Genomic DNA, 23,127 nt, shown 5'->3' on the forward strand with positions numbered 1-23,127 from the left:
TATGTTGGTGAAAAAAAGCTGATACCCGAATTCAGTTTCGGGTTCAGCTTTTTTCATTCATGTTCATTCCTATCGGGAGAGTCCTAATCTATGGCACTTAAAAGGTCTGGTTTGCTAGAATAGGCGTTCAATTTATGATAATGTTAATGTGATAATAAAGCATGAAAGGATTTTAGTATGTTCAAAAGTGTTCAATTGATACTGGATGATTCCTTTACAATTGTTAATCAACATATACCATTACTAGAAATTAAAAAGAAACTGAACGAGTACCATTTTGTTATTGTGTCAGGTGGAACATACTTGATCATTGCTAATTATGAAAAAAGCCTGATGAATTTAGGTGACGACTCTATACCCATAAATAATTGGCTTGAACAGCTTCACTGGCTGCCGTCATCTGTTATTTCGGATGTCCATGGTGACGATGGGACGGTTGATTGGCGGAGACCGGTTCTTGTTAAAGATGAAAAGGGGATTCTAGGGGTTCTTTCAGCTGAAAAGCGGATGGAAATGCTAGAAGATGAAAACCGCCAGATTTCTGCTTATTTTCAGACCTTAGCAGAAACGATTAATGAATCAGTTACAGCGGTCGATCAGGTGGGACGCGTGGTCTATTGGAATACAACAGCGGAGGAAACCTATAAGATTAAAAAAGAGTACATCCTTGGGAAAAAAATAGGGGAGCACTTTCGTGATGAATCGATTGTCCTGCACCGAATTTTAAATGAGGGACGGCCGGTAAGAGGGCAATATCATCGACCTGATAAGGATACACATGTGCTCATTAACGCTTCACCCATCATCATCGAAAATAAGATTATTGGCGGAGTCGCGACCGAACAGAATATCACGAATATTATCCGACTAAACGAAGAATTGGATTCCAATTCATCCGTGCTTGTTCAAAAAAACAGTCCCTTTTCAACCATGGTAAGTGAGAGTCCTAAATTTCAGGAAGCGTTGAAGATTGCGCAAAAGGTTGCCCATGCGGATATTCCGATTCACTTAACAGGGGAACCTGGATCTGGAAAGGAAATGTTAGCACAAGCGATTCATTATGGAGGCACAAAAGCCGAAGGGCCATTTATTACCCTAAACTGTTCTGTCATTCCTCCTGCCTTGTTGGAAATGGAACTTTTCGGTTTTCAAAAGGAAACCTTTACAGCGGAACAGCAAACCTTACAAATCGGCCGGATCGAGCAAGCTCTAGGCGGTACATTATTTATAGAAAATATTGACAAGATGCCGCTTCAGATTCAAGGAAAACTACTAAATTATATGGTCGATCATCGTTTTTACCGGGTCGGAGGGGTAGAGAAAATTACCTCACCAACCCGAATTATCACATCAACTTCAGAATCGATTGAAATACTCGTGAAAGAAGGACATTTCAATGAGCAGCTTTATTTTCATTTATCCGTTATTACCATTGATATCCCGCCCTTAAGAACTAGAAAAAAGGATATCGTTGCCCATATCCAGAACTATATTCTGGAATTTAGCTCTAAGTATAAAAAGCCAGTGCCGGAGATGTCTTCTGAAACCATGAACCAGTTGGTGCACTATGACTGGCCAGGTAATATCCGTGAGCTTAGGAACACAATCGAACGTTTGGTTCTCCTTACTGACAAATCTGTCATTACCGATGAACATTTGCCCGATAATATGAAGAGTAAGTTAACCGTGAAACAAACTACCAGTCCAAAAGAAGAAATTGTTCATCTGGAAGATGTTCGAATAAATCCTGAAGTGATCGAGATTGAGGAAGCATTAAGAAAAACCTATGGAAATAAAAGCGCGGCGGCTAACCTTTTAGGTATTTCACGAGGGACATTGTATAACAAAATAAAAGAATATGGATTAAATTAAATGGAAAATACACCAACAATGGTGTATTTTTTCTAAAATCCAAGGCTGTGTTAATGGTTAATGTTGAATTTTGCACTCTGTTGATTGGAGTAGAAGGCACGAAGACTCCTGCGGGAGTACGGGGCAGGGGAGACCCCACAGGAGCAAAGCGACGAGGAGGCTCCCCGGCACGCCCGCGGAAAGCGAAGTGCCTGGAACGGAAATCAACAGACAAGTTTAACACAGCCAAATCCAAAGTGAAAGGTCATCAAGAAGAGCTTATGGGAGGAGATTTATTTGACATTTATGCCAACAAAGCAACGTGATAAAGTAAGTTCTTATAAAAATCTTCGGTCGTTGTATGAGCAAAACATAACAGTGAACAGTATTTCTGAAACCATGGATACTTGTCATCTTACGGATGATGCCCAAATGATAAAAAACATGATGGATATGAAAGACTATGATGTGATGGGTGTGGAAGATCATGGAGTGGTTATCGGTTATGTTATTAGAAATGAATTAAATGTAGGAATCTGTGAAGAGTATTACCGGAGTTTTAGTCCGACCGAGCTTGTCTCGGAATCCACACCATTAATCGATACTTTATTTTTTTTAAAAGAGAAAGAGCGAGTATTTATCCTGGAAGGGAATAAGGTAACAAAAGTAGTAACGCTGGCAGATCTCCAAAAACCTCCGATTCGAATGTTATTATTTGGGCTGATTACCTTGTTGGAGATGCACTTATATCGAATTATTAATGATTTTTTCCCTGATAATACCTGGAAAAAACATTTAAGTGGCCATCGAATTCAATTAGCTGAAGAATTATTTTCACTTAGAAAGTCACGGAACGAAGCCATTCAATTATGTGATTGCCTACAAATTTGTGATAAACGAGACATCGTCCTGAATGAGAATCCGTTACGGGAACTTTTAGGGATTGAATCAAAGAGCAAAGGGAAAACATACTTTAAACAATTAGAAGGTTTACGAAACAACTTAGCACATGCCCAGAACTTGACTACACAAAATTCTTGGGATGAGCTGTTCTTAGTACTTGAACAGACTGAGAAATTATTAGGAGCTTGCGAAAAGGTATGAGGCAGGATCACTACAGAAATTGTAAGAAAAAATAAGAGAAAAAGGGTTGGTGCCTGGTTCTAAAGGTACCAACTTTTTTCTGTATCGAGTTACTTGATCTAATCGGTTCGAACTAAAGAATATCGTGTCAGATTTTTCGGTAAATGAATACAATTTAGAATAGCGGCATTTCAATGTACAGGGAGAGGTGTGATGGCATCATGTTTTCTGCTACAGGAATGCAGGGATTCAAGATGTTTTCAACAGTCCACATTGTTACGTTAGTATTATTCTTCGCTGTATGTGGTGCATTGGTGTATTTCAGAAATCAACAGAAGCGATACCAACAGAGCATCAAATGGACCTTGTTTATACTTTTGCCAACCTGTGAGATTTCTTTGCAATTATGGTTAATACTTACCCATCAATGGGCTGTGAGTGATCTTCCATTACAACTGTGTTCAATTAGTTCATTTTTGGCGATGTTTTTATTCTTCAAAAGGAACAAAAAAGTGTTTTACTTGTTGTATTTTTTTGGTACATTAACCCCCATTTTAGCAATGGTTACACCTGAAATGACCTACAATTTCCCACATTTTCGCTATATTGAATACTTCCTCCATCATTCCGTTATTCCGTTAGCCGCCTTTTACTTTATACTTTATGAAGATTTTAGGGTACCGATGAAAGCGATGATATCTAGTTTCTTAACCGTGAACCTGATCGCTGTCCCCATCTTTTTCTTAAATGTGCTGCTTGGCACCAACTTTTTCTACTTAGCGAGTCCGACAGAAGCCAAAACGATCCTCACTTTTTTCGGCAGTGGAATTATGTATTATATAAATCTAGAGATCGCCGCCCTGATTGTATTTTTCATTACGTATCTTCCAATTGGTATTTTACAAAGGATTGAAAATAAAAAAAGCGCTTCGGTAAAACAAAATTAATCAAAAGGCAATAAAGATGGAGGCATCGTTCTTCATCTTTTTTATTTTTTTTCAATCTAAGACTATAGTTGTATTTAAAAATTTTGTGGAAGCAGTTATTATATGAAAATGTAATTCTGCAAAAAATATATCGTAAAAAGAGAGAAGGTATTTTAGAATGTCTTTTGGTTCATTTGTCATGGCTTTTTCAATGGCGGGATTAGACTATGACATGTTAAAAAATTTAGGAATTTCTATTGGTATTTTGGTATTATTTATCCTTTTTAGAAACCTATTTACAAAGTATGTATTTCAGTTGATTTTAAAATTATCTCGGAAAACACCAACTGATGTTTTTACTAAAATTTGTTTAGGATTTGAACGTCCTTTGGGATGGTTCTTTATCATTGTAGGTTTGTATTTAGCCATGGATTATTTCCCGTTTATCGAACAGCATAATACGTTATTTTTAAAATTCCTCCGTTCTATGGTTATAGTATTAATTACTTGGGGCTTGTTTAACTTGTCATCTCCAACTGAGGGGATTTTAATAAGTGTTAATCAAAAGATCAACAATAAGATTGATTTAATTCTATTACCGTTCATTTCAAGGACGATCCGCGTCATCATTATTGCCATCAGCATTAGTATTATTGGCCAAGAGTTTGATTATGACGTCAACGGATTGGTGGCTGGTCTAGGGCTAGGGGGTCTAGCCTTTGCTTTAGCTGCTAAAGAAGCGGTAGGAAATCTAATTGGCGGAATCGTCATTGTCACTGAAAAACCTTTTTCGATTGGAGATTGGATCTTAACACCTAGTGTCGAAGGGATTGTCGAAGATATTAATTTCAGAAGCACGAAAATTCGTACATTTAGTCAGGCGCTAGTTACCGTTCCCAATGCCACACTTGCCAATGAAGCCATTACCAACTGGAGTCGAATGGGGAAGAGAAAAATTTCTTTTCACTTAGGACTTAACTATCAAACAACTAAAGAACAAATTCAACGAGTGGTTAAACGGATTGAACATTTATTAACCACACATGAAGAAATCCATCCTGATACAATCATGGTTGCATTTGATCATTATAATGAGAGTAGTCTCGATATTCTTATCTATTTCTTTACGAATTCTACTGTCTGGGCAGAGCACGTTAAAATTAAACATGAAATCAATTTAGCCATTATGGCGATATTAGAGGAACAGGGAGTAGACATAGCGTTTCCAAGTCGAACCATTTATGTAACTCCAAAATCAAATGAAGAATTATTCCAAACAATGGGTTCATTTGATTGAAAATCGATTGATAGTAACATAGAGAAGAAAGACCAAATGATGGTCTTTCTTTTTTGTTATGTGTAATAGTGATAAATTCCAAAAATTTCAAAACATAAGGAATAAAGGTTTAATTTTGGTTAATGTTTGAATATTTTCTTATAAACTTTTTCATTACGGTAATTAGAGCTGCTAGATCAATTAGAATATCTTCACCAGTTGTTACTTTTGTAGTTTCCATTGTGTATAGAGGAGTTTCTAGATCACTTTCATCCTCTTCAACAGGTGTTTCTTGCGAAGTTTCCCATGTGGATAGTGGAATGGATAAATCACTTTCATCCTCAAATACAGGTATTACTTGCGAAGCTTCCAGTGCCGAGAGTGGAATGGCTAGATTACTTTCATCCTCTACAATAGATATTACTTTAGAAGTTTCTATTGTGGCCAATGGAATGGAAAGACTACCGTCATCCTCATCAATAGGTTCTCCTTGCGAAGTTTCCATTGTGGATAATGGAATGGAAAGACTATCGTCATCCTCATCAATAGGTTCTCCTTGCGAAGTTTCCATTGTGGATAATGGAATGGAAAGACTATCGTCATCCTCATCAATAGGTTCTCCTTCTGAAGTTTCCATTGTGGCCAATGGAATGGAAAGACTACCGTCATCCTCTCCAACAGGCGTTACTTGCGAAGTTTCATTTGTGAATTTAGGCAATGATTGATTCCTTTCAGCCTCTTCAATATCTGTTTCAAACGAAATTCCCGTTATGGATAATGGATTTGCTATATTCGTTTCCGCATCATTATCCGTTGTTTTTTGCGAAGATCTCTTATTGCGGTTTTTCTTATTTTTATTTTTATTTTTGTTTTTTTGACTGTTATTTTTTTTATTTTGACTGCTATTACTTGATTTTCCTTCTCTTTGTTGTGATTGTTGTGTATAAGTGTTTTCACTATTGGTCTTTTGAATTTTTAAACCATAGCTAATACTTTTAATATGGTACATGGAAAGACGAACGAGTTCCTGACCATTGATTAAAAAAATAGAATCATTATCTGCATTTGCGAGTACTCCCTCTATGGTCTCAGGGCCGCCACGATTAATTTTAATCCATTTGTATTTCATTGAGCCAAGCAGTTCTTGGAGATTAGCCCCTTTTATAAATGTTAAATTTTCAGGTAGATCTATGTCGAAAGACATACTCTCTTTTATGTTATCTGTAAAACTTTTAATATGATTCGTATTGTAGTAAACAATTCCATCATCTTCGGTGAGAATGGTGATATGATCGTCGCCGGTATCCATTAACATCCCAATTTTGGATTCAGGTCCTCCTCTACCAATCTTGATTACTTTGCCAATGAAATTTTTCATGATGTCTCTATCCATAAAAATTCTCCCCTTACATTCCACAATTAAATTTATACTGCATGTATATGTATCACGGGAAGACGTTGTCCTAATAAAAAAGCCTGTTTATATTTCTCAAGAGAAAAATAGGCAAGCTGTTAAGAATGGATAGAACTGGGTGATTTCATTACATTCCATTTTTTCCTTTTCGAAACCAGCTAGTAGTATAATATTGAAGTTATGGATGAGGTTTTTAGAAAACATACAGAAGAAGGGAACGTTAAATGAACACATCATTAGAAATGCTTATTGATTTATTTGAACGGGCGGCTTTACTCTTGATTTGCCTATTCTTTATGATACGAATCCCACGATTTAAGGAATCGCTTCAAAAAGACCAGCATTCTCCCACAGAGCGTGTTGTCATTACACTTGTGTTTTGCTTATTTGCCATATTTGGTACGTATTCCGGGATCAATGTGGAAGGTTCACTGGTGAATGTCAGGATTATTGCGGTGGTTTCGGGTGGAATTTTATTTGGACCATGGGTAGGAATTATTACCGGTATTGTGTCAGGAGTCCATCGATATGTCATTGATATTGGTGGGATCACTTCCATCCCGTGCCTAATTACGAGCATTTTTGCAGGGATTGTTTCGGGGTATATTAATCGAAGCGTGAAACGGTCTTTGCGCTGGATTTATGGAATAGCAGCCGGAATGTTATCGGAAATTTTGACCATGGTGTTAATCCTAGTGATGGCAAATCCGTACGAACTAGGTTTGGACATTGTTTCAAAAATCGCCTTCCCGATGATTATTGGAGAGGTCAACATTGGTTTAATTGTTTTGCTTGTGATGAGCGTTGAAGGTGAAAAGGAAATGATTGCGGCGAGACAGGCGAAGTTAGCATTGGATATCGCGAACAAGACACTTCCCTACTTTCGGTCGATTAATTCGGATTCCTTGACAGAAATTTGTCGTATTATTAAAGATGATATCAAGGCCGACGCGGTAGCGATAACCGATACCCATAACGTGCTCACCTATGTGGGCTTTGGAGAAGAACGATATGTCATTGGGCAGGAAATCATTAGTGATTTGACCAAAGAGGCCATTCACAGTGGGAAATTTATCATTCGGAATCAAGTTCAGGATCACCATACACCGCAAATTCACTCGCTGCTCATTGTTCCTTTTGAGGAGCATGGTGAGGTGACAGGCACCCTTAAAATCTATTACCGGAAAGCTTATAAAATGACCTATTCACTGCAGACAATGGCGATCGGATTATCGCAAATCATCTCCACACTAATGGAGGTTTCCCGGATTGAACAAATTAGGGAAGCTGCGAACAAGGCTGAATTAAAGGCATTGCAAACAAAAATTAATCCGCATTTTTTGTTTAATGCCCTCAATGCCATTGCCTCCACCACACGCAAAAATCCGGACAAGGCGCGTGAGCTAATTATTAATCTATCTGGCTATATGCGTTACAATTTAGAAGTTAGTGATGAATTGATAGATATCCATAAAGAATTAGCACAAGTCCGAGATTACGTGGAAATAGAAAAGGCGCGTTTTGGGAGCCGATTAACAGTGGAATATGAGGTAGATGATGTAAATGTGTACATACCAAGTCTTCTTATTCAGCCTCTAGTCGAAAATGCCATTATCCATGGAGTCTTAAAGATAAAAGGACCCGGAAAGGTAACTATTTCGGTCAAGAATTTGGAAAACAAAGTAAGAATTAGTGTGAAAGATACCGGGGCCGGAATTAGCGAGGATGTCATTCATCATTTGCTCCATGATAATGTACCGGCCAACAAAATTGGCTTGTATAATGTTCACCAGCGAGTGAAACTCATTTATGGACATGGACTGGTCATTCACCGACTGTCACCTGGAACAGAAGTCTTTTTTGATATAGTAAAGGAGAACCTATGAGAGCAATTATTGTCGAGGATGAAATACCTGCACGTGAAGAACTGGAGTATTTAGTTGAAGCCTATAGTGAAATTGAAGTGACCCATTCCTTTGATGATGGCTTAGATGTATTAAAATTTTTGCAGGAGAATGAAACAGATGTCATTTTTCTAGATATTAATATTCCTTCCCTTAATGGGATGTTGTTAGCGAGTACTATCAGTAAATTTTCAAAAAGGCCATATATTGTCTTTACTACAGCTTATAAAGAGCATGCTGCCCAAGCTTTTGAACTTGAAGCTTTTGACTATATTTTAAAGCCCTATGATGAGAAGCGGATTGCCGCGATGTTAAGCAGATTGGAATCTGCTTTTAAACGAGATCACGCTGAAACATTGCTCCCGGAGGGAACACTCGTATCTCATCCGTATCCGCTGGGAAAGCAAAGGGAAAACCCTTCACAGGCGTCTAATCGAATCAATTTGAAAAAGAACGATAAAATTATCGTAACAGACGCCAATGATATCTATTACGCAATTGCTAGTGAAAAAGTGACATTGGTGTATACGAAAGAGGAGGAGTACATCATGCCGATGAGCATCACGGAATTTGACGCACTTTTACCAGAGAACCTATTCTTTCGATGTCATCGTTCTTATACGGTTAACTTGACCAAAATCCGCGAAATCGTTCCATGGTTTAATCAAACCTATATGCTTCGTTTAAAAGATCTTTCTGAGGAAATTCCGGTCAGTAGAAGTAAGGTGAAAGCGTTTCGACAAATTATGCATCTATAACCGCCATTCATTCCGAATAATAGGCATCTCATTCTGAAACCGATTTCTTTCTCTTTTTCGATGCTATGATGATGATGTAAACAAAATCAATTAAAGATTATTAATTGTAACATTATCATTTTTACATGGAAGAAAAGAGGAGATCGCAATGAAATCAAGAACAGATCGTCGATGGCTGATCGTGTTAGGAACGATTATTGTACAGATGGGTTTAGGTACCATTTATACTTGGAGTCTTTTTAACCAGCCGTTAGTAGAACTCTTTCATTGGAAGTTAAATTCAGTTGCTATTACGTTTTCTATTACCAGCTTCGCCTTGGCATTCTCTACGTTGTTTGCTGGAAAGCTGCAGGATAAATGGGGGCTTCGCCGTTTAATTGGTGTTGCAGGCTTTGTACTAGGAGCAGGATTAATTCTTAGTTCCCAAGTATCATCTTTATGGATGCTTTATATTTTAGTTGGTGTTGTCGTTGGGGCAGCAGACGGTACAGCTTATATTACGTCATTATCAAATTTAATTAAGTGGTTTCCAGAGAGAAAAGGACTTATTTCAGGAATTTCTGTTGGTGCGTACGGTACGGGAAGTTTGTTATTCAAATTTATAAACGGTTCACTGATTCAATCCGTTGGTGTGTCTCAAGCCTTTTTTTACTGGGGATTAATTGTCATGATATTAGTTGTGGGTGGTTCATTCCTGGTACGAGAAGCAAAAATGGGTCAAGCAGCGCAAACCCTTAGTGCCAGCGTTCAAAAAGATTTCACTGTGAAAGAAATGCTTAAAACCAAGCAAGCCTATCTATTATTTGTCATTTTCTTCACTGCGTGTATGAGTGGATTATTCTTAATTGGAATCGTGAAGGATATTGGCGTGAGAATGGCTGGACTTGATGTGGAAGCGGCTAGTAATGCTGTGGCATTAGTTGCTATCTTTAATACAAGCGGTCGTATCATTCTCGGAGCCTTATCGGATAAAGTCGGCCGATTAAGAGTGGTCTCATTTGCTCTTCTTGTAACTGCAGCAGCTGTGACCGTATTAAGCTTTGTCCAACTTAATTATGCCTTGTTCTTTGCCTGTGTTGCCGGGATTGCCTTCTGTTTTGGCGGGAATATTACGATCTTCCCGGCTATTGTCGCTGATTTCTTTGGCTTGAAAAATCAAAGCAAAAATTACGGCATCATTTATCAAGGTTTCGGAATTGGAGCCATTTCTGGATCATTTATTGCTTCTGCCTTAGGTGGTTTTATTCCTACATTTAAGCTTATAGCTGTACTGAGCGTTGTATCCTTACTCATCGCCATGACCATTAAGGCACCGAATGTTGGGAATCCAAAAACGAAGAAAAAAACCAATCATGGGAAGGTTCACAATCTTTCACCAGAGACACGAGCAAGTTAATAGTGAACGTTATTAAAAGGAGGCAGCGAACCCAAAGGGGTCGTTGCCTTTCTTGTTATCTTGGAAAAATGTCTCCATTTCATTAGAGTAAAAAATAATCCAGTGAATGAAAAAATTGTTTTTACAAAATATAAAAAAGCAACAGTTCATTAACTAGGAGGTTTGACAATGCCTAAAGTTGAAGTATCTTGTTCAATAGCCAACTGTTCGTTTTATGGTGAAGGTAATGTATGTACAGCGGATAAAATTATGGTTGAAATTGATAACCATGCCCGCTATGATACAGAGTTTTCTTCCGAATTAGGTGAAAAGAATCATGTGGATACGGCAGGTACCTCAGCCGAAACCTGTTGTAAAACCTTCAAACCAAAAAGCAAAAATAGTTAACTTCTTCTGTTGTAAAAAAGACGGACTTGGGCTTCCCAAAAGGAAGAACCAGCTCCGTCTATTTTTTATTGGTTTGTTTATTTTTAATTATTTTTCCAGCACACAGGATTATTCAAAAAATAATAAAATATAATAAATGAAAAGAAAAAATAGGCGGGATAACATGATGAAAATGATGGCTTATTTGATCGCTGTATTGTTGGTTTCAATGGGATTAGCTGCTTGTACTTCACAACAGGATGTGGAAAGTGAAAAACCACCCGTAACAGTACCAGATGGAGAAAATCCGTCAAATCCCAATGGACCTGTTTCAGAGGAACCGGAGGAAGAAGTATATCACAATGAAGTCTTTAAAGATGTCGTCGTTACAGAAAAGGCTGATACAATCCTTGTAACAGGGAAAGCCCAAGTCTTTGAAGGGGTCTTTCAATATGCTCTATATGATGGAGAAAAAGTCGTTAAAGAAGGAAACTACCAAACAGAGGGCGCGCCAGCTTGGGGTGAATTTGAAATCACATTTGCCAAGGAGTTAGTATCTACAACTACAGGTAAATTAGAATTATTTGTATATTCCGCAAAAGATGGTTCAAAAATAAATACGTTAGAAATTCCGATAGCATTAGAAAACTAAGGCTATGGGAATTTCTAAGATTAACGTTTTTTTGCACTAAGGGTCATTTTATCTATTACAGCAGCCACCATAATCCCAATTGCATACCGAATCAAATCCACTGTAAGAAAACCTTGACCAAGTATTAACGCTCCAATCAATGTACCGCGCAGATGATTAATCCATTCTGCTTGATAGAGTTGACTGAATTCGATGCCATAACTGAATAATAAACTAAGGATGATGGCTGTTAGGAGGCTCTTTCGCACCAGCAAGAAACGAAATCCGAAATAAACCATCATCGCCCACAGTGAATCCCCGGCATTCTCCGCAACAAGGATCGGAAGCAGTTGAGAGAATTTTCTTGAGGCCAGGCCAAGTATGATGGTGAGAATAACAGCGAACACATAACCCAACCTCATGTAAGATGATTTATTAGATTTTTGATGGTGGTCACTAGTCATACGAATCACTCTTTTCTTCTCATACCTTTTAGGTTGAATATACTTGTATTTTTGGATTGTAGCAATGAAAAAAAGAGTTTAATAAATGAGAGCCATTCATAAGAATTAAGCTGCCATCTCGGTGGCTTTTTTTAAGTAAGAATATATTAAAAGAAGGAATGACAACCCACAATCAAGAATAGAAATAGGTGAAGATGAACAGGGGTGAAATGAATGCTTACACGTGAAGATCTATTGGAAATTAAAGAGCTTCAGGGGGGGTGTGAAGAAGAGGGTGGATTCAACCTGAAGCTAAATTTTGATATGCTTGAAAATCGGATTGGAAAACAAAAAAAAGACTTATTTCATTATGAAGACGGGAAGCTTGTCGGCTTTCTTGGCATCTATGGTTTTGGAGATAAAGTAGAAATATGTGGAATGGTGCACCCCGATTACCGAAGAAGAGGAATTTTTTCTGAGTTGATGGAAAGGGGCCTGCTAGAGTCGGAAAAACGATATCCTACGATTTTGTTAAATGCTCCAACAAAATCTCAATCAGCCAAGCAGTTTTTGAAAAGAGTTCCATGTGCTTTTTCAATTGCTGAGTATCAAATGAAATGGCAGGAAACGCAATTGTCTGAGGACCCGACTGTTACCTTGCGTCCGTCAATTTCTCCAGAGGATTGGGAAGCCGAAATCCAACTCGATTTTTTAGGGTTCGGAATCAACGAAGAGGCGGCACGAGCGTTTAATCAAACGATTAGGGAAACCAGCGGTGACGAACGTTTCATTATTGAAGCGGAAGGAAAAACTGCCGGAAAAATACGCGTTTCCGAATCGAATGGTGAAGCCTGGATCTATGGTTTTGCCATTTTTCCTGAACTCCAGGGAAAGGGGATTGGAAGAAAAGCCTTATCGAATGTAGTCATTAGGGAGCATCAAAAAGGATTACCTATTTTTCTCGAGGTAGAGGCTAAAAATGCCAATGCGCTTAGGCTCTATGAATCATGTGGATTTAGAAGCTACCATTCTCAAGATTACTATCTATATGAAACGTAAATTCAAGTAAAACATAGTGGAATTTTAAAGAAAGATGCTTTGTATTGCATCTTTTTTTATGGACTTATTAGATTGTTGATTTTCAAATTCGCTCATTGAAGCACTAAATTCGCTCATTGAGGCCTAGAATTCGCTCATTGGAGTCCGAAATTCGCCCATGAAAGCACCAAATTCGCTCAAAAGCTCATAAATTATAATTAGGATGAGGATGATTTCATTGAATAGAAAAACTTTTCTGGTAACTCCATTACCAGGATTTAATGAAGAAATTGGCCGGTGGCTATGGTGTCTAGAGGATGTTCGCCGTACTCTTTTAACAGAATTAACTGGTATCAGCCAAACAATCCTCGATACCAAAATAGATGAAAGACAAACGATTGGCTCGTTGCTGTATCACATTGTCTTGATTGAGGCAGATTGGTTATATGAAGAGGTACTTGTTACCGAATGGGATCCCGAAATACTCTCGATGTTTCCGTTCGAACACAGGTCCGCAGATGGCTCTTTAGCTCACGTGGAGGGACAAAGTTTAGAAGAACATTTATACCGCCTAAATAAAGTTCGTGAAGTATTTCTTTCCCATTTTCGTTCGATGGACCTACCAGATTGGCGTAAACCTAGAGTACTGGAACCATATGATGTCACACCTGAGTGGGTTGTGTATCATTTGATTGAACATGAATCCCATCATCGAGGTCAGATCTTTCAGATGCTAAGAAAATTACGGAAAGATTTATAAATTTGTTACAATAAATTTACATAGAATTTTTAAAGGGTTTCATTCATTTTTGCCTAATTCTATACGTAAGAAATAATAAAGGGAGGAATTGGAGAGAATGAAACGACAAAAAACCTTTTTTATTTTTAAAGATTTGATATTTGAGGTCAAAAAGCCCGAAATTACACTCAAACAAATCAGAGTTTCAGAGATTAAATTTGAAAATGAGGAATATAAAGCACTTCGCAAAAAATTCGATGAAGATCTGTTTACGATAGAAAAAAAACCTGAGGGTTGGTTTATTAGGGAGAAAGAGTAAGACCTTCTCGTTTGAGGAGGTTTTTTCATGTAAGGATATCACAATTACGCTAAAAAAGGGTTAGTCTCTCATTCCTTTGAGGGACTAACCCTTTTTTGGTATCTTCGAAAATGGGTAAGAGGTACACCTTTTCCGGAAGAACGGAAAATTCCTGTTTTTCGGAAAAGGGACATAGATTTAATTCCGAAAAAGCGGAAAATATTTATTTTATTTAACCAAAAATGTGAAAGTACTTAAGGATTTCTTCGGTATTCCTTCATTCTGAATAATAAAAAGATTTGGCATAAAACTTGCTTCTTAAATGAGTATCATCGATTTTATAGAATAGGAGGATAGAAAATTGTAAACGTTTTCTGTGAATTGGTTGTTCCAATCATATATGTCGATAAAGGAATGCCTTATTGGAATGTTCAGCAGGCATGATTCTATAAAAAAGGAGAAACGAGAATGAAGAATGGGAAAATAATGGATTCGTTTGATCAAGCCATCGAGGATATCCATGACGGAGCCACGATTATTGTCGGAGGATTCGGTCTATGCGGGATCCCTGAAAAGGCGATTCTGGCTTTAAGAGATAAAGGAGTTAAAGACTTAACGATTGTCAGTAATAATTGTGGTGTCGACGATTGGGGACTCGGACTTTTGCTTGCGAATAAACAAATTAAAAAAATGATTTCTTCCTATGTGGGTGAGAACAAGATTTTTGAACGCCAATTTTTAAGCGGCGAATTAGAAGTGGAACTCGTGCCACAAGGTACCCTGGCAGAACGAATCCGTGCAGGCGGAGCTGGTATTCCTGGATTTTATACTGCGACAGGGGTTGGAACTCCAATCGCCGAAGGAAAGGAACACAAAAATTTTGACGGAAAAACCTATATCCTTGAAAAAGCTATTGTTGGCGACTTTTCCTTAGTAAAGGCGTGGAGAGCGGATTCGCTAGGGAATTTAGTTTACCACAAAACAGCTAGAAATTTTAATCCGTTGGCAGCAATGGCTGGAAAAATCACGATTGCAGAAGTAGAAGAAATTGTCGGTGCAGGTGAGTTAAATCCCGACCACATTCATACTCCAAGCGTGTATGTTCAGCGGCTTTTAGCAGGGGAAGGTTATGTAAAGAGAATTGAGAGACGGACGGTTATTCAAGCATAAGGAGGAGAATTTTCAATGGATGTACGTCTAAGGATTATCAAGCGGGCGGTGCAGGAAATAAAAGATGGGATGAATGTCAATTTGGGTATTGGAATACCGACGCTTTTAGCAAATGAAATACCTGCTGAATACAGCGTTTTGCTTCAATCGGAAAATGGTCTTTTGGGGATCGGGCCCTATCCGGATGAGGAACAAGTGGATCCTGATTTAATCAACGCTGGGAAAGAAACAGTTACAGCAGTGAATGGCGCCTCTTATTTTGATAGTGCCGAGTCCTTTGCTATGATCCGCGGCGGCCATATTGATTTAGCCATTCTTGGCGGTATGGAGGTTTCAGAAAACGGTGATCTTGCCAACTGGATGATCCCGGGGAAAATGGTAAAGGGTATGGGCGGAGCGATGGACCTTGTCAATGGGGCAAAGCGCATTGTTGTGATTATGGAACATGTCAATAAATATGGCGAGTCTAAAATTAAAGAAGAATGCACCCTGCCTTTAACAGGGAAAGGGGTTGTCCATCGCTTAATCACTGAGTTAGCTGTCTTTGATTTTACGCCTGAAGGAATGGTCTTAGTGGAAACTCAAGAAGGAGTTAGCCTTGAGGAAGTTAAGGGAAAAACAGAAGCTTCATTTACAATTTGTCCGAAATTGCTCGATAACTCTGTATCTGTGTAAAATCAAAATCAGAATTAAGAATCGGAGGGGATTTTTTGGTGAAACGTAAATTCTTAGCGATAGCTGCTGCCTCTGCTTTAATGTTTCCGCTTGTTCCTCAGACATATTTGCAAAAAAATGTTTCCGCATCGTATTCTCCAGTGGTACCGGGGGCACAAGAAGTTACGGTGAGCAAATATGATGGAACAAACGGAAACTGGTTAACAACAAAAAATCCGTCTCAATATGCTGCAGCCACTGTCTTTGGGAATATAGGACTCGTTCCTTATAATTGGGGGAATAAGGAAGAGGGAACAGGTTGGCATCGCATGTACAACCCTGCGTCAGTAAGCGGCGTTCAGGTCAACGGTATGTTTGACGATGCCAAATTTGTCATTCGTGTACCAGACAACTGGAATGGGAAATTAGTTGTAGGGGGAATCCCCGCGACTCGAAATGAAACGGCGACCGATTTACTGTTTAGTGATTATGTTTTAGCAAAAGGTTATGCGTTTGCGGCAACAGATAAAGGGACACAAGGGGAAATGGACACTAACGATCCATTCGCCAAAGCAAAGAACGCCTTAGCTTCAGAGGATGACAGCGTTTCTGAATGGAATCAGCGCTTTCGCCAATTGACCATTGCAGCGCAAAAATACTTAATTGAAAATTATCGGGATCAACTGATTAAAGAGAAAGATCGGAAGAATCCAGCCAGCAAATTGATAACAAAAAAACACAAAGTGCCTACCTATGCGATGGGAATTTCAAATGGCGGTTATGTCGTCCGTTATGCACTGGAACACGACGGTCCAGATAAGACCGGGGAACCTGCACTATATGATGGCGGAGTGGATTGGGAAGGCGTGTTATGGCGTGCGAAGGATCCGAATTTAATTAGTTCATTAACCCCAGTCGTTAATCATGCGGAGAAAGCCCTTTACGGTACGGGTAAAGAAAAGCAAACGGCAATGGAAGAAATGTATAAAGCTGGTTTACCTAGAGGCTCTGAAAAACTGTGGAGTTATCATGATCAAGTCTACTGGTTCCTCACCTTAAATATTTATCGGGATGAACTTGACCCAACCGCACCTAACCAAATTGACTGGAGAAACTATTTGAATTATAAGCTGGATGGTACTCGTGATCGAACTTACGATAACATTTTTAAGGATTACAATTATATGTTACGCCCAAGCGCAGTCAAACAAAATGTAAAAGCAATTGAAAATACGGGCGATATTGATGTGCCGTTGATTAGTATAACTGGTTCATGGGACTCATTAATTTTTCCGTCCATCCATGCGGATGCTTACGACAAGCTAGTAAACAAAGTCGGAAAGGGCAAATTACACAGACTCTATACCGTTGAAAAAGGAAACCATGTCGACAGCTTGGTCTGGAACAATCCAACGGATCCGAATAAAGAGCTGCAGCCATTGCTTCCGTATGCCCACCAAGCTTTTGACTTACTCGTGGACTGGGTGGAACATCATAAAAAGGCACCTAAAAGTAAAGTCATTCCATCCCCACAAGATCCTACAAAAGTATTAGATATTAAGACTGGTAAAGAAGTGAATCCGAAGTAAAAAGAACTACTTTCTAATCAGCGAAGAATAATCTCCACGCTATTCTGCAAACTATGAATGCAAAAATAGCGTGAAGGGATATCAAACATGAGAAAACATTTGGTGATTGTATACAGTTTGTTGTTTATCATCCTATTTACTAGTCTTCCTGCCCATGCCACTGAGTATAAGCTAAGAAATATATATGTTGTAAAGCAAGGCGATTCGTTGCCGCGAATCGCTGATCAATTTGGAACCTCCGTCAATGACTTAAAAGGGGCCAATGGATTGCAGTCGAATTCAGTATTGGTTGGCCAAAAATTGTGGGTTCCAATCACGTATGAGGTGGTAGCTGGGGATACACTGAGAGGAATAGCGTCAGCATTCCATTCTTCCGTCCATCTTATTAAAGCCAAAAATCGACTTTCTACTGAACGACTGTTTATTGGGCAAATATTAAAGATCCCTCCTAAAAAAATGACGATGCAAGGACAGCATATTTTGATGACACGGGAGGAATTTAGGGATTGGTTATTTCATGCACAGATTAAGAGGAAAGTGACGCTCATCCAACAGCATCACACCTGGCAGCCGTCTTACAAGCAATTTAATGGGTCCAATCATTTTCAGATGTTGATGGGAATGGAAAATTTCCACAAGCGAAAAATGGGCTGGAGTAATATTGCTCAAAATATTACCACCTTTCCGGATGGAAAAATAGCCGTTTCTAGACCCTTTAATATAGCCCCCGAAGGTACCATAGGGCCAAGGGCGAATGCCATAGGAATCGCAATTGAAAATGTTGGCAACTTCGATAAAGGTCATGATGTGATGACAGAGGCACAGAAGGAAACGATTGTGTATATTTCAGCGGCCCTGTCGATTAAATTCGGGCTGACGCCGTCCATTGACAGTATTACTTATCATCATTGGTGGGATCTACGAACGAAGGAACGAGTGCTGGACAGGGGTCCAAATTATAATGTAAAAACGTGCCCGGGAACTGGATTTTTCGGCGGGAATTCCACTGCCAGTGCTATTCATAACTTTTATCCGCTCGTTTCACGGAAGATGCAAGAAATATTAGCCTCAAGTCATTAGAGAGAGTATTCATGAGGGCAAAATTGGTATATAGGATTTTGTCTTCGTGAACACGACTTGTGATTTTTCGCTGATCATTTATATGATTAGCCTCTTTTTTTTGTTAATAATCCAGAAAACACGAACATTAACATATTTTTGGTTGAAAATATTCACCTTTTTGTTGTCGATCCATAATAAGTTTGTTATATTAAAAAAGTAATAACTGACATATCCTTACTCGTATAGACTCGGAAATATGGTCTGAGTGTCTCTACCTGGTTCCCAATGAAAGAACTAGACTACGAGTTAAAGTATTCGGCTTCGATTAGGCGTTTTTTGTGCCTTGGCCATTTATTAATTTAGCAAAGATTTATTTTTGTTGCTAGATTATCAATACTTTGACTTTCGTAGGTCTAGAAGGTAGATATCAATCTACATTTCTAGACCTTTTTCTTTGGACAAGGCTACCCGAGTAGATCAAACATCAAAAGAAATGGGAGAGGTTTTTATGAAAAACAAAAGCTTAAAGAAGTTCGTTCCATTAGCTGTTATTGCTGTACTATTCTTATCGCTCTTTGCATTCCGTAATTCTACTTTACTAGTAGAAGAAAAAGTAGAAGGGGCAGCAAGACCAATCCTCATTCAAGGCCCGATGCCTATTGAAGCCGAAAAGTTTGCACAAAAATTAGAAAAAGTGAAAGTGGAAAAGTCAGGAACGTTTGTCTTTTACAAAGGAAAGGTGAACAATTATCCAGTCATCGTTGCTAAAACAGGTAAAGGAATGGAAAATACAGCGGCTGCAACAGCATTAGCCATTGAAAAATACAATCCGATCGCGATTATTAATCAAGGGACTTCAGGTGGGCATGACCCAAGTTTGAACGTATTTGATATCGTTTTAGGAAAGAGAACAACAAATATTGGTTCGTTAAAAACAGGAAATATGGCAGAAAATGAAGGTATGGATCCATCGATTTGGAAGCCTATGGACTTGATGGCTTCTGAAGGAAGCGGGTCAGATCCGAATGCAGAAAAAGTTCGTTACTACTATGGCGACGAGAAGCTTCTTGCAGCAGCAAATGCCGTAAAAGATAAATACACCAAAGGTAAAGTGGTTGAAGGGACCATCGGTTCAGCAGATGTCTGGAACAATGAAGTCGATCGGATTAAATGGTTCCATACAAATTATGGTACATCTGTAGAGGAAATGGAGGGTGCGGCTGCAGCACAAATTGCTGATGCGTATGATGTCGCATTCTTGGGTATTCGCATTCTTTCTAATAATAAAACAAATGGCGGAGCATACAACCCCAATACAGCTGAGGCTAATCAAGACTATGTTTACGAAGTGGTTAAAAAGTATATTGCAACAGTGCAAAAAAAATAATACGGTTTTAAATTAAGAACGCACATTTGGCTGGTCCAAAATGTGCGTTTTCTTTTCTTGATTTTTAAACGCTAATGTTTCTTAAATTAAAGATATTCAAGTCTATTGGTGATTTCATTCATTAATTTTCCAAAATCGTTAACCTATGAAGTTGTATGTATTTCTATTTTTGTGTCTGCACAGTATAATCAGGGATGGGAGTTGAGATAGATGAATAAAAACGACGTCGCTGCTATTCGCAAGCAATTTAAATTAAATAATGATCTCTTGGCCATTCATGAAATCTACAATGTCTATGTTCAGAAAGAATCAGGTGAGATTTATCATCACGTTTGTCAACCGTTTCAAATGTTAGAACTGGAAACACAAGAATTGTTTTTAGGAAATTTTAAAAAGGTTTTGACCGGTCAACTTGATTCCAAACTGTTCGAGCTAAAATTCCAGCGTGATGCTGAAGACAGCACTCAGTCGATTCTCTATGATGGGTTACAGGCTGACACAACCGAAGATTGGCTGGAATACATGTTCGCTATGGTTGGAAAAATGTTTGCTCATACGGTGTATGAATTTGATACGGTCGTGACGTTTATCCGCGGAGAATATCGTAAACCGACGAGGAAGCGGGATTCAGAATCAGAAGAAGGCGGGGATGATGAAGTCTATTCCAACCATTTTATTCTTTGCAGTCTTAATAGAACGGATCAGCCGAAAAAGGCCTTGCTATTTGATTATGTCGAGAAAGAATTTAAATCGAATACGGTCTTTGATCCAATCATTAATTTGCAATCTCCAATGTCTGGCTTTCTTTTCCCTGCTTTTAATGACAATTCTTCAGACGTAAACCATATTCTTTATTGTGCGGGGAAAGCCAATGAACCGGATTTTACGTTTATTGAACAGGTCCTTAATTGTGAGGAAATCATCACGGCAGACGAAGATAAAGATGGTTTTGAACTGATTTTAAAAAAAGTAATTGGGGATCAAGTGGATTCCAAAGTCATTTCCAATGTTTATGAGGAAATTGATAAAATGATCCAAGAGAATGAAGAAAACGAAGAAAGTGCAGCCCCTATGTTGGATTATAAAGACATTGGACGCATCTTAGAAGTAAGCGGGGTCGAAAACGTAGATACTGCCCAAGTGGAACATGCCTTTAAAGATGTGCTGGCAGACGAAACCCATGAGTTCAAAGCGAGCAATTTAATTCCTAAAAAGATAAAGATCGATACAAATGTGGCAAATTTATCTATCGACCCAAAAGACCTTAAAAACATAAAATATATTATGTATCAAGGAAAACGATGCTTATTGTTGGAAATCGATGAAGATGTCATCGTGGAAGGATTTCGACTAGAAACAGAAACATTGTAGCTTTATAGGGACAGGCTCCTTAAACTTTAAAAAAGAGAGTCAAAAACAACTGATTTTCAATTGTTTTTGGCCTCTCTTTTTATGTTTACAATAATTGATATATTCTTATATGAAAAGTTTTAATACCATCATTACCAACCCGGCTATCAATGCTGATATAGGCAATGTAATCACCCACGTTGTAACAATTCGTATCGCGACTCCCCAGTTCACACCCTTAAACCGCTTGGACGATCCCACGCCTAATATCGCAGATGAAGACACATGTGTCGTTGATACGGGGAGTCCAAACATGGTTGCCCCTTGTAAAACGGCAAATGAGGTTAAATCTGCGGCAAATCCATTGATTGGTTTTACTTTGAAGATTTTTTTAGCAACGGTTTTAATAATCCGCATTCCACCAATCATGGTACCAAGACCGATAGTACCAGCACAGAGGACTTGTACCCAAAACGGGACATCCAATGTCGATTGGAATCCGCCTGCCACCAAAGCGAAGACAATGATCCCCATCGTTTTTTGGCCATCGTTTCCTCCGTGAGAAAATGCCGCTAGCCCAGAGGCGATGATTTGGAATCCCCGAAAACCTCTCGTTGCCCGATATGGATTGGCATTCTTAAAGATAATCGCTAATATTTTCATGATGATAAATCCAACACCAAATGCTAAAAAGGGTGAAATGATTAGGGCTTTAATAATATCGGTGAATCCTTCCCAGTTTATTGCATCAAAACCGGATCCAAATATAACTGCACCAGCCACTGAACCGATTAACGTATGGGAAGATGAAGAAGGAATCCCATAGTACCAGGTTAAAAGGTTCCAAAAAATCGCGGCAATCAGTGCAGCAATGACGATTAACAATCCATTATCAATTTGAAAAGGATCGGCAATCTTTCCGCCTATTGATTTCGCAACCGCTTGTGAAGTTAAAGCACCGACAAAGTTTAAGGCGCCTGCATAAAAAACAGCAAATCTTGGTGATAGGGCCTTTGTAGAAACTGACATCGCAATGGCGTTAGCGGTATCATGGAAACCATTAATGAATTCGAAGATTAACGCAAGTATAAGGATGATAACGATAATCGTCATTTATTCCTCCAAAATGGACTGACTTGAATTTACCTAAGTTTTATCAGGAAGGTGATTATGCATTTTTCATGATAATACTTTCCAATGTATTGGCGACGACTTGACAGAAGTCTGCAATGTTTTCAAGTTCTTCATAGATTTCTTTATATTGAATAATACGAATCGGATCTTTTTCATTTGCAAACAAATGTGTAATGGATTCTCGTAATATAGCATCGCATTTCGATTCCAAATCTTTTATGGTAATGGCATGCTCCCTCATGTTTTGTAATTTCTTTGATGCCAACATTTCAACAGCTGTTTCAATTTCAACCGTACAGCTTTGGATGGCTTCAACAAACCGAAGCATATAATCATCAGCATTAATAATTGAATACATTTCAAACAAGGCAGCAGTATGTTCTAAGCCATCTAAAACATCATCCATGCTCATTGTCAGTGTTAAAATATCCTCACGTTCGATAACGGTGATAAAAGCATTATGTAAATCTTTGATCACCTCATGGACTAAAGAATCCCCCTTGTTTTCATAATCCTTCATTTTTTCGGAAAAAATCTTCAGGTCACTCACATTTTTCAGTTTATAATCAGCGAAATAGTTTGCACTTTCTTTTAAATTCGTCGCAATATTTCCCAAATATACGGCAAACTTGTCTTTTTTTCTTGCCATACTATGACC

The 23,127-nt window shown here is 38.5% G+C and carries 23 protein-coding genes and 1 riboswitch; of the genes, 19 read left to right on the forward strand and 4 right to left on the reverse strand.

Annotated features, from left to right (window positions below):
- Positions 1 to 177 precede the first annotated feature (177 nt).
- The 5 genes from AC4QJR_RS13590 to AC4QJR_RS13610 all read left to right on the forward strand — a co-directional run bounded on the left by AC4QJR_RS13590 (position 178) and on the right by AC4QJR_RS13610 (position 5,157).
- Positions 178 to 1,872, forward strand: a complete 1,695-nt coding sequence (locus AC4QJR_RS13590) for a sigma-54 interaction domain-containing protein (protein WP_496526542.1) — start codon at positions 178 to 180, stop codon at positions 1,870 to 1,872.
- 53 nt (positions 1,873 to 1,925) lie between these two features.
- Entirely contained in the window at positions 1,926 to 2,177 is a 252-nt protein-coding gene (locus AC4QJR_RS13595; protein WP_496526543.1) for a hypothetical protein, read from the forward strand.
- Positions 2,149 to 2,955, forward strand: a complete 807-nt coding sequence (locus AC4QJR_RS13600) for a hypothetical protein (protein WP_496526544.1) — start codon at positions 2,149 to 2,151, stop codon at positions 2,953 to 2,955. Before AC4QJR_RS13595 ends, AC4QJR_RS13600 begins: the two co-directional genes overlap by 29 nt.
- A gap of 200 nt (positions 2,956 to 3,155) precedes the next feature.
- The gene (locus tag AC4QJR_RS13605; protein ID WP_496526545.1) at positions 3,156 to 3,881 is read left to right on the forward strand and encodes a YwaF family protein; all 726 of its coding nucleotides are present in this window, start codon (positions 3,156 to 3,158) and stop codon (positions 3,879 to 3,881) included.
- A gap of 157 nt (positions 3,882 to 4,038) precedes the next feature.
- Positions 4,039 to 5,157, forward strand: a complete 1,119-nt coding sequence (locus tag AC4QJR_RS13610) for a mechanosensitive ion channel family protein (RefSeq protein WP_496526546.1) — start codon at positions 4,039 to 4,041, stop codon at positions 5,155 to 5,157.
- Positions 5,158 to 5,266: 109 nt separating this feature from the next.
- On the opposite strand, the gene AC4QJR_RS13615 is transcribed toward AC4QJR_RS13610, so the two are convergent.
- Positions 5,267 to 6,514, reverse strand: coding sequence for a hypothetical protein (locus AC4QJR_RS13615; protein WP_496526547.1), 1,248 nt, complete (start codon positions 6,512 to 6,514; stop codon positions 5,267 to 5,269).
- A 260-nt stretch (positions 6,515 to 6,774) separates the two neighbouring features.
- Between AC4QJR_RS13615 and AC4QJR_RS13620 the strand changes: the two genes are divergently transcribed.
- The 5 genes from AC4QJR_RS13620 (at position 6,775) to AC4QJR_RS13640 (ending at position 11,626) form a co-directional block, all read left to right on the forward strand.
- A complete protein-coding gene (locus AC4QJR_RS13620; RefSeq protein ID WP_496526548.1) occupies positions 6,775 to 8,436 on the forward strand; it encodes a LytS/YhcK type 5TM receptor domain-containing protein in 1,662 nt (553 codons plus the stop codon).
- Positions 8,433 to 9,212 carry a LytR/AlgR family response regulator transcription factor gene (locus AC4QJR_RS13625; RefSeq protein WP_375375968.1) on the forward strand — a complete coding sequence of 260 codons (780 nt, stop codon included), beginning with the start codon at positions 8,433 to 8,435 and terminating at the stop codon, positions 9,210 to 9,212. The genes AC4QJR_RS13620 and AC4QJR_RS13625 overlap by 4 nt, the downstream gene beginning before the upstream one ends.
- Positions 9,213 to 9,360: 148 nt before the next feature.
- Entirely contained in the window at positions 9,361 to 10,608 is a 1,248-nt protein-coding gene (locus AC4QJR_RS13630) for an L-lactate MFS transporter (RefSeq protein ID WP_496526549.1), read from the forward strand.
- A gap of 168 nt (positions 10,609 to 10,776) precedes the next feature.
- Entirely contained in the window at positions 10,777 to 10,995 is a 219-nt protein-coding gene (locus tag AC4QJR_RS13635; protein ID WP_098574695.1) for a DUF1540 domain-containing protein, read from the forward strand.
- Positions 10,996 to 11,158: 163 nt separating this feature from the next.
- Positions 11,159 to 11,626: a Gmad2 immunoglobulin-like domain-containing protein gene (locus AC4QJR_RS13640; RefSeq protein ID WP_496526550.1), complete on the forward strand. Its 468-nt coding sequence runs from the start codon at positions 11,159 to 11,161 to the stop codon at positions 11,624 to 11,626.
- A 20-nt stretch (positions 11,627 to 11,646) separates the two neighbouring features.
- Here AC4QJR_RS13640 and AC4QJR_RS13645 read toward each other — a convergent pair whose 3' ends face one another.
- Positions 11,647 to 12,069: a ribosomal maturation YjgA family protein gene (locus AC4QJR_RS13645; protein ID WP_496526551.1), complete on the reverse strand. Its 423-nt coding sequence runs from the start codon at positions 12,067 to 12,069 to the stop codon at positions 11,647 to 11,649.
- 213 nt (positions 12,070 to 12,282) lie between these two features.
- Here AC4QJR_RS13645 and AC4QJR_RS13650 point away from each other — a divergent pair, with 213 nt between their 5' ends.
- From AC4QJR_RS13650 to AC4QJR_RS13690, 9 genes are all read left to right on the forward strand, one after another.
- Positions 12,283 to 13,107, forward strand: coding sequence for a GNAT family N-acetyltransferase (locus tag AC4QJR_RS13650; RefSeq protein WP_496526552.1), 825 nt, complete (start codon positions 12,283 to 12,285; stop codon positions 13,105 to 13,107).
- A 217-nt stretch (positions 13,108 to 13,324) separates the two neighbouring features.
- Complete coding sequence (locus tag AC4QJR_RS13655; RefSeq protein WP_496526553.1) at positions 13,325 to 13,846, forward strand: DinB family protein; 522 nt, start codon at positions 13,325 to 13,327, stop codon at positions 13,844 to 13,846.
- 97 nt (positions 13,847 to 13,943) lie between these two features.
- A complete protein-coding gene (locus AC4QJR_RS13660; protein WP_098574692.1) occupies positions 13,944 to 14,144 on the forward strand; it encodes a hypothetical protein in 201 nt (66 codons plus the stop codon).
- Positions 14,145 to 14,591: 447 nt separating this feature from the next.
- The gene (locus tag AC4QJR_RS13665; protein WP_496526554.1) at positions 14,592 to 15,293 is read left to right on the forward strand and encodes a CoA transferase subunit A; all 702 of its coding nucleotides are present in this window, start codon (positions 14,592 to 14,594) and stop codon (positions 15,291 to 15,293) included.
- 15 nt (positions 15,294 to 15,308) lie between these two features.
- Positions 15,309 to 15,968, forward strand: a complete 660-nt coding sequence (locus tag AC4QJR_RS13670; RefSeq protein WP_496526555.1) for a 3-oxoacid CoA-transferase subunit B — start codon at positions 15,309 to 15,311, stop codon at positions 15,966 to 15,968.
- A 38-nt stretch (positions 15,969 to 16,006) separates the two neighbouring features.
- Positions 16,007 to 17,536 (forward strand): alpha/beta hydrolase, encoded by a 1,530-nt coding sequence (locus AC4QJR_RS13675; protein WP_496526679.1) that lies wholly within the window; start codon positions 16,007 to 16,009, stop codon positions 17,534 to 17,536.
- 87 nt (positions 17,537 to 17,623) lie between these two features.
- The gene (locus AC4QJR_RS13680) at positions 17,624 to 18,616 is read left to right on the forward strand and encodes a LysM peptidoglycan-binding domain-containing protein (protein WP_496526556.1); all 993 of its coding nucleotides are present in this window, start codon (positions 17,624 to 17,626) and stop codon (positions 18,614 to 18,616) included.
- Between the two features lie 200 nt (positions 18,617 to 18,816).
- Positions 18,817 to 18,920, forward strand: a riboswitch (purine riboswitch).
- A gap of 186 nt (positions 18,921 to 19,106) precedes the next feature.
- Positions 19,107 to 19,985: a 5'-methylthioadenosine/S-adenosylhomocysteine nucleosidase gene (locus tag AC4QJR_RS13685; protein ID WP_098574688.1), complete on the forward strand. Its 879-nt coding sequence runs from the start codon at positions 19,107 to 19,109 to the stop codon at positions 19,983 to 19,985.
- A 210-nt stretch (positions 19,986 to 20,195) separates the two neighbouring features.
- Positions 20,196 to 21,356 carry a DUF4317 domain-containing protein gene (locus tag AC4QJR_RS13690; protein WP_496526557.1) on the forward strand — a complete coding sequence of 387 codons (1,161 nt, stop codon included), beginning with the start codon at positions 20,196 to 20,198 and terminating at the stop codon, positions 21,354 to 21,356.
- Positions 21,357 to 21,461: 105 nt separating this feature from the next.
- Here the strand turns inward: AC4QJR_RS13690 and AC4QJR_RS13695 are convergent, their stop codons facing one another.
- Entirely contained in the window at positions 21,462 to 22,448 is a 987-nt protein-coding gene (locus AC4QJR_RS13695) for an inorganic phosphate transporter (RefSeq protein ID WP_098574686.1), read from the reverse strand.
- A gap of 55 nt (positions 22,449 to 22,503) precedes the next feature.
- Positions 22,504 to 23,118 (reverse strand): DUF47 domain-containing protein, encoded by a 615-nt coding sequence (locus AC4QJR_RS13700; protein WP_251459980.1) that lies wholly within the window; start codon positions 23,116 to 23,118, stop codon positions 22,504 to 22,506.
- Between the last annotated feature and the right edge of the window lie 9 nt (positions 23,119 to 23,127).

This window comes from Neobacillus sp. BP17 (assembly GCF_059579525.1).